The sequence below is a fragment of the Inquilinus sp. OTU3971 genome (assembly GCF_038440215.1).
In genome coordinates this window covers 25,293-32,408 of record NZ_JASATH010000082.1, presented here as the reverse complement: position 1 = coordinate 32,408, position 7,116 = coordinate 25,293, and the positions used below count along the sequence as shown (strand labels likewise).

Genomic DNA, 7,116 nt, shown 5'->3' with positions numbered 1-7,116 from the left:
CACCACCATCGCCCAGCTGGTCCCGGCGAACTTCGTCTTCAACACCCTGCCTGATGTGGTCAACGCCACCGGCACGGGGTATCGCGACGTCCTGTTCGGCGGCAACGGCAGCGACACCCTCTCCGGCGGCGACGGCAATGACAGCCTCACCGGTGCCGCCGGCAACGACCTGCTTCGCGGCGGCGCCGGCAGCGACCGGCACTACGGCGGCGCCGGCAGCGACACCGTCACCTATTCCGGCACGACCGGGCCGGTGACCGTGAACCTGCAATCCGGAATCGGCAGCGGCGGCGAGGCCCAGGGCGACACCTATAACGGCATCGAGAACGCCATCGGCAGCCTGGGCGGTGACAGCCTGGTCGGCAGCGCCTTCGCCAACACGCTGCAGGGGCTGGACGGCAACGACGTGCTCCGTGGCGGCGCCGGCGCGGATGTGATCGACGGCGGCGTCGGCACCGACACCGCCAGCTACTACTACGACACCGCCGGCGTCTCGATCGATCTGGGCGCCCACACCGCCGGCGGCGGCCAGGCCCAGGGCGACGTCCTGACCGGCATCGAGAATCTCTCCGGCGGCCAGGCCAACGATACTCTTGCGGGCGATGCCGGGGCCAACATCCTGCAGGGCTGGAGCGGCGACGACGTGCTCCGCGGCGGCGCTGGGGCCGACCGTCTCGACGGCGGCGCCGGCACCGATACCGCCAGCTACTACAGCGCCACCACCGGAGTCGTTGTCAGCCTGGCCAGTGGCACCGGCAGCAGCGGCGAGGCCCAGGGCGACATCCTGACCGGAATCGAGAACCTCTCCGGCGGCCAGAGCTGGGACAGCCTGTACGGCAATGCCGGCGCCAATGTGCTGCAGGGGTGGAACGGCAACGACCTTCTCGTCGGCCGGGCCGGCAAGGACACCCTCACCGGCGGCGCCGGGGCGGACCGCTTCCAGTTCACCGCCGTGGGCGACAGCGTGGTCGGGGCCAATGCCGACCGGATCACCGATTTCAGCCACGCCCAGGCTGACAAGATCGACCTGGCGGGGATCGACGCCAACACCGCGGTCGCCGGCGACCAGGCCTTCAGCTTCATCGGCAGTGGCGCCTTCACCCACCACGCCGGCGAGCTGCGCGCGGCCGTCACCGGCCCGGGCGTCACCACCATCGCCGGTGACCTCAACGGCGACGGGGTGTCGGATTTCCACATCCAGCTGACCGGCGCCTTTGCATTGCAGGCCGCCGACTTCGTACTGTAGCAATCGAAGAAGGCCGGGCGCGCATGCCCCCCGGAAGGAACGGAAAGGGCCGGCGAAAGCCGGCCCTTTTTGTCGAAGGACGCCGTGCCTACTTGGCCATCGCCTTGTCCCAGGCGGCGTGGGTCCAGGCCGCGTCGCCCGGGTCTTTGGTGATCACCGGGTCGCTCTTGCTGGACAGCAGCACCTGCACCGTGCGCTTATACGCCTCGGGGTCGAGCCAGCCGATCTTGTCGTCCGACACGGTGATCAGCTTGGCGATGTTCTCGGCCTGCCGGGTCTGCACCGCGTCGGTGGTGGCGCCCGACGCATCGGCCTCGGCCACGATCTTGCCGGCCTCGTCCGGATGCGCCTTGGCATAGGCCCAGCCCTTGGCCGACGCCTTGAGGAAGCGGCCCAGCTTGTCGACATAGGCCGGGTCCTTCAGCTTGGAGTCGAGGGCGTAGAGCCCGTCCTCCAAGGTCGCCACGCCCTGGTCCTCGTAATAGAAGGTGATCAGGTCGCTCTCCGGCACGCCGGCGTCGATCACCTGCCAGTACTCGTTGTAGATCATGGTCGAGATGCAGGCCGCCTGGTTCTGCAGCAGCGGGTCGACGTTGAAGCCCTGGCGCAGCACCTTGACGTCCGGGTTCGAGCCCGAGGTCGACAGGCCCAGCTTGCCCATCCAGGACAGGAACGGATACTCGTTGCCGGCGAACCAGACGCCGAGAGTCTTGCCCTTGAAGTCGGCCGGCGATTTGACGCCGCTCTCCTTCTTGCAGGTCAGCATCATGCCGGAGCGGTTGAAGATCTGCGCCACATTGACCAGCGGCACGCCCTTCTCGCGCGCCGCCAGCGCCGCCGGCATCCATTCGACGATGACGTCGGCGCCGCCGGCCGCGATCACCTGCGGCGGGGCGATGTCCGGCCCGCCGGGCTTGATCGTGACCTCCAGCCCCTCATCGACGTAGTAACCCTTCTCGGCGGCGACGTAATAGCCGCCGAACTGCGCCTGGGTGACCCATTTCAGCTGGATGGTGAAGGGGTCCGCCGCCTGCGCCGGACCGAAGCTCAGCGCTGCGGCCGCGACCAGTCCCAGAATGGTTTTTTTCATGTGAAGCCTCTCCCGTTCGTCAGATCTTGTTCACCGTTCCGCTTCCCGCATCGAAGGGTGCCAGAAGGTGGTCGCCCGCTCCACCAGCGCGAGCAGCCCGTAGGACGCGGAGCCGGCGATGGCCGCGACCAGGATGGTGGCCCAGACCATGTCGACATTCAGCCGCGCCACCTCGGTCGAGATGCGGAAGCCCATGCCGTAGATCGGGGTGCCGAAGAACTCGGCGACGATGGCGCCGATCAGGGCGAGCGTGGCGTTCAGCTTCAGCGCGTTGAAGATGAAGGGCAGCGCGCCCGGCAGCCGCAGCTTCAGCAGCGTCTGCCGGTAGCTGGCGGCGTAGGAGCGCATCAGGTCCCGCTCCATCGCCCCAGCGGCCTCCAGCCCGGCCAACGCGTTCACCAGCATCGGGAAGAAGGTCATCACCACGACGACGGCGGCCTTGGAGTGCCAGTCGAAGCCGAACCACATGATCATGATGGGCGCGATGCCGACGATCGGCATGGCCGAGACGGCGGAACCGAGCGGCAGCAGGCCGCGCTGCAGGAAGGGCGAGCGGTCGATCGCCACCGCGGTCAGGAAGCCGGCGCCGGAGCCGATCAGGAAACCCGGGATGGCCGAGCGGATGAAGGTCTGGACGAAATCGACCCACAGCGTGTCGGTGCTGGCGGCGAAGCGCGCCGCGATCTGCGACGGCGCCGGCAGCAGGATCTGCGGCACCTGGAAGCCGGTGACCAGCACCTGCCACAGCCACAGCAGCACGGCGCCGAACAGGACCGGCACAGCGATGCCGGCGGCCCGGCCGGGAACCGGCGACAGGCCGTGCAGCGCCACCCAGGACGCGGCCACCGCCGCGACGATCGGCAGGCCGATCCAGGCAGTGCCGGCCACGAACACGCCGCCGTCGGCGATCCACCACAGCACGGCCGCCGCGAGAAGGACCGCCAGGAGCAGCCAGCCGAGGCTGCGAAGCACCCGCGCGCTCATCCCCGTCCCCCGCGGCTGGCGACCACGGCGCGCTCGGCCAGGGTGACGGCGAAGACGCAGAGCAGGGCCAGGAGGGCCGCCATCACCAGCGCCGACCACAGCTGGATCATCTGGCCGAAATAGGAGCCGGTCAGGAGCCGCGCGCCGATGCCGGCCTGGGCGCCGGTCGGCAGCTCGCCGACGATGGCGCCGACCAGGGCCAGCGAGATGCCGATCTTCAGGCTGGGGAACAGGAACGGCACCGCCGCCGGCCAGCGCAGCTTCCAGAACACCTGGGCGCCCCGGGCGGAGTAGGTGCGCATCAGGTCGAGCTGCAGCGGGTCGGGCGAACGCAGCCCCTTGACCATGCCGATGGTGACCGGGAAGAAGCTGAGATAGGCCGAGATGATCGATTTCGGCACCACGCCGGTGAGGCCGATATTGCCGAGCACGACCACGATCATCGGCGCGATCGCCAGGATCGGCACGGTCTGGCTGGCGATCACCCAGGGCATCAGCGACCGGTCGAGCGTCGGCACATGGACGATGCCGACGGCGAGCAGGATGCCGAGCAGCGTGCCGAGCACGAAGCCGACCAGGGTCGAGCTCATCGTCACCCAGGCGTGGTAGACGAGGCTGCGGTTGCTGGTCACCGGCCGGCCGACGGTGCTGCCCCACAGATCGGTCGCGACCTGATCCGGCGTCGGCAGCAGCGGCCGGTCCAGCTTCCAGATCGCGTCGAAGAACTGCGCCGTGGTCCAGTCCGGCCCGGCGCGGTTCAGCCGCTCCACCGCCTGCGGCGCGTTCAGCCAGAACGAGCCGAGATACCAGAGGATCAGGAAGGCGCCGAGCACGGTCGCCAGCGGCAGCGCCCGCCCGCCCTTGAGCCGCGCCCAGGTGCCGGGGCGGGCCGGCAGGGATTCGGCGAGGGCGGTCATGCTGACCTCGGGAGGACGCACAACCACAATCCTCCCCCTCCCCTTGCGGGAGGGGGTAGGGGGAGGGGGCTGTCGATCGAAGAGGGCCGGCGCCGGGCTGCCCAAGATCGGATCATCGCTGATCGGCGATTGACGATCGCTCCTGCGGCGCTACCCCCTCCCCCTAGCCCCCTCCCGCGAGGGGAGGGGGAGAGTGAATGATAGCCGTCTCTCCCCAGGTGCAACCGCACACCAGCCCTCATTCGTAGGAATGCCCGGCGCGCAGGCCTTCGCGGACCTGCTGGGCGATGGCGAGGAATTCCGGGGTCTCGCGGATGTCGAGGTCGCGTTCGCGCGGCAGGCCGCTGTCGATCACGTCGAGGATCCGGCCCGGCCGCGGCGACATCACCACGATCTTGGAGGACAGGAACACCGCCTCCGGGATCGAATGGGTGACGAAGATCACGGTCAGGCTGGTGCGGTTCCACAGGTCCAGCAGATGGACGTTGAGGTTGTCGCGGGTGATCTCGTCGAGCGCGCCGAAGGGCTCGTCCATCAGCAGCAGCTTGGGCTGGAAGCCGAGGGCGCGGGCGATCGACACGCGCTGCTGCATGCCGCCGGAGAGCTGCCAGGGAAACTTCTTCTCGAACTGGCCGAGGCCGACGGTGCCGAGCGCGGCCCGCGCCCGCTCCTGCCGCGCCGCCGCCGGCACGCCCATGATCTCGAGTGGCAGCTCGACATTGCGGCGGACATTGCGCCAGGGGTAGAGGGCCGGCGCCTGGAACACATAGCCATAGGCGCGGGCCAGCCGCGCCTGCTCCGGCGTCAGCCCGTTCACCGTGACCGAGCCGGCGGTCGGCCGCACCAGGTCGGCCACCACCCGCATCAGCGTGGTCTTGCCGCAGCCGGACGGGCCGATCAGCGACACGAACTCGCCCTCGCCGATGGTCAGGTCGACATCCTGCAGCGCCACCACCGGTGCGTCGGCGGTCTGGAAGGTCAGGCCGAGGCGCCGGGCCTCGACCACCGGCGGGGCGACGGAGTCCGCCCGCGGAGACTGTCGGACCGCCGACACCGCCATGCCTCAGGCCGCCTTCTGTTCGAGCGAGCGGTCGTAGTCGAGCACGGCGCGCAGCAGCACATTGGCTCCGGCGGCGGCGTGGTCGAACTCGATGCTCTCCTCCTCGTTGTGGCTGATGCCCTCGCGGCACGGCACGAAGATCATCGCGGTCGGCGCCACCCGGGCGATATAGGCCGAATCATGCCCGGGGCCGGAGACGATGCGGCGATGGGTGAAGCCGTTCGACCGGGCCGCCGCCTCGACCGCGTCGATGCAGGCCGGGTCGAACTTCACCGCCGGCGAATCCCAGATCGCCTCGACCTTGACCTCGAGCTTCAGCTCGGCTGCGATCCCGTCGATCGCCGCCCGCGCCGCCGCCTCCATCACCCCGATCTTCGCATCGTCGGGGTGGCGGTAGTCGATGGTGAAGAACACCTCGCCCGGGATGACGTTGCGGCTGTTCGGCCGGACCTCGACCAGGCCGACGGTGGCGACCGCGTCGGCGGTGGCGTCGCCGACCGCGATCACCGCCTCGATCATCCGGGCGGCGCCGCGCAGCGCGTCGCGGCGCAGCCGCATCGGGGTCGAGCCGGCATGGCTCTCGCGGCCGGTCACCGTCACCTCGTACCAGCGCATGCCCTGCACGCCGGTGACGACGCCGATCACTTTCTCCTCATTCTCGAGGATCGGCCCCTGCTCGATATGCAGCTCGAAATGGGCGCCGAGCTTGCGCTGGCCGACCGGGACCGGGCCGCGATAGCCGATCCGGTCCAGCTCGTCGCCGAAGCGCTGGCCGTCGCGGTCCTCGCGGCTGTAGGCGTACTCCTTGGTGAACACCCCGGCGAAGACGCCGGAGGCCAGCATCGCCGGGGCGAAGCGGGAGCCCTCCTCATTGGTCCAGTTGATCACCTCGATCGGCGCGTTGGTCTCGTAGCCGGTGTCGTGCAGCGTGCGCAGAAGCTCCAGCCCCGACAGCACGCCGAGGATACCGTCGAACTTGCCACCCGTCGGCTGGGTGTCGAGATGGCTGCCGACGCAGATCGGCGGCAGCGACTCATCCCGGCCCGGCCGGCGGGCGAACATGTTGCCGACCTCATCGACGGTGACGGTGCAGCCGACCGCCTCGCATTGCTTCCTGAACCAGTCCCGCACCTGCTTGTCCAGGTCGGTCAGGGTCAGGCGCTTGACCCCGCCCTTCGGGGTCTTGCCGAACTCGGCGGTCTCCATGATCGCGTCCCAGAGGCGCTGCGGGTCGATCTGGATGTTCTGCTGCATCGTCACGTCCTCGGGCCCGATCCTTCGATCAGGCCGGCTTGCGGATGAACTCGCCCTCGATGGTGGAGGCCGGCTGGCCCGCCACCTCGCGGGTATAGGCCAGCTTCAGATGGGTGGTGTCGACCAGGGTGCGGCGATAGAGCTGGCGCTCGACCTTGCCATCCTGGGTGGTGCCGACGACCTCGACCGTCAGGGTCGGGCCCGACAGGCTGGCGGTGGCATAGGCGCGGTCGGCCGGAACCGTCGCGGTCCAGAAGTTCGGCCGGGTCGAAGGCTGGAAGGCGAGCTCGCGCTCCCGGAACTCCAGCCCGTCGGTGCCGTCGCCCGCCTGGACATTGCGCCAGAACAGCCGGAAACCGCCGTCGGTCCGCGGCTCGACGATCACCGCCGAAGCCCGCTGCACCTCCTCCTGGCTCGAGCCGATCCAGGAGCCGGCGAAATCGTCGATCTTCGCCTCCGCCACAGGTCCGGATGCCGGCTCCTTGCCGGCGCACCCGGCGAGCGCCGCGGCCACGATCCCCACCAGCACCGCGCGTCGCATGACAGCCATTGTACCCCTCGCTTC

7 protein-coding genes are annotated in these 7,116 nt (G+C 69.6%); 1 reads left to right on the top strand and 6 read right to left on the bottom strand.

The genetic code is table 11. The features are described 5' to 3' along the window. On the top strand, window positions 1-1,246 hold a 1,246-nt coding region (locus AAHM41_RS20690; RefSeq protein ID WP_342238470.1), incomplete at its 5' end, for a calcium-binding protein. 88 nt (window positions 1,247-1,334) lie between these two features. Here AAHM41_RS20690 and AAHM41_RS20685 read toward each other — a convergent pair. The 6 genes from AAHM41_RS20685 to AAHM41_RS20660 all read right to left on the bottom strand — a co-directional run bounded on the left by AAHM41_RS20685 (window position 1,335) and on the right by AAHM41_RS20660 (window position 7,101). After that, window positions 1,335-2,336, bottom strand: a complete 1,002-nt coding sequence (locus tag AAHM41_RS20685) for an ABC transporter substrate-binding protein (RefSeq protein WP_342238469.1) — start codon at window positions 2,334-2,336, stop codon at window positions 1,335-1,337. Window positions 2,337-2,366: 30 nt separating this feature from the next. Further along, complete coding sequence (locus AAHM41_RS20680; RefSeq protein WP_342238468.1) at window positions 2,367-3,320, bottom strand: ABC transporter permease; 954 nt, start codon at window positions 3,318-3,320, stop codon at window positions 2,367-2,369. Continuing rightward, window positions 3,317-4,237 carry an ABC transporter permease gene (locus tag AAHM41_RS20675; protein WP_342238467.1) on the bottom strand — a complete coding sequence of 307 codons (921 nt, stop codon included), beginning with the start codon at window positions 4,235-4,237 and terminating at the stop codon, window positions 3,317-3,319. Before AAHM41_RS20675 ends, AAHM41_RS20680 begins: the two co-directional genes overlap by 4 nt. A 238-nt stretch (window positions 4,238-4,475) precedes the next feature. Beyond that, window positions 4,476-5,297, bottom strand: a complete 822-nt coding sequence (locus AAHM41_RS20670; RefSeq protein WP_342238466.1) for an ABC transporter ATP-binding protein — start codon at window positions 5,295-5,297, stop codon at window positions 4,476-4,478. Window positions 5,298-5,300: 3 nt separating this feature from the next. Further along, window positions 5,301-6,551: a Zn-dependent hydrolase gene (locus tag AAHM41_RS20665; protein WP_342238465.1), complete on the bottom strand. Its 1,251-nt coding sequence runs from the start codon at window positions 6,549-6,551 to the stop codon at window positions 5,301-5,303. Between the two features lie 28 nt (window positions 6,552-6,579). Continuing rightward, entirely contained in the window at window positions 6,580-7,101 is a 522-nt protein-coding gene (locus AAHM41_RS20660) for a hypothetical protein (RefSeq protein ID WP_342238464.1), read from the bottom strand. Between the last annotated feature and the right edge of the window lie 15 nt (window positions 7,102-7,116).

Bases quoted from the DNA above. Each gene is read 5' to 3' on its own strand.
- AAHM41_RS20685 (WP_342238469.1), bottom strand. From the start codon at position 2,336: ATGAAAAAAACCATTCTGGGACTGGTCGCGGCCGCAGCGCTGAGCTTC.
- AAHM41_RS20680 (WP_342238468.1), bottom strand. From the start codon at position 3,320: ATGAGCGCGCGGGTGCTTCGCAGCCTCGGCTGGCTGCTCCTGGCGGTC.
- AAHM41_RS20675 (WP_342238467.1), bottom strand. From the start codon at position 4,237: ATGACCGCCCTCGCCGAATCCCTGCCGGCCCGCCCCGGCACCTGGGCG.
- AAHM41_RS20670 (WP_342238466.1), bottom strand. From the start codon at position 5,297: ATGGCGGTGTCGGCGGTCCGACAGTCTCCGCGGGCGGACTCCGTCGCC.
- AAHM41_RS20665 (WP_342238465.1), bottom strand. From the start codon at position 6,551: ATGCAGCAGAACATCCAGATCGACCCGCAGCGCCTCTGGGACGCGATC.
- AAHM41_RS20660 (WP_342238464.1), bottom strand. From the start codon at position 7,101: ATGGCTGTCATGCGACGCGCGGTGCTGGTGGGGATCGTGGCCGCGGCG.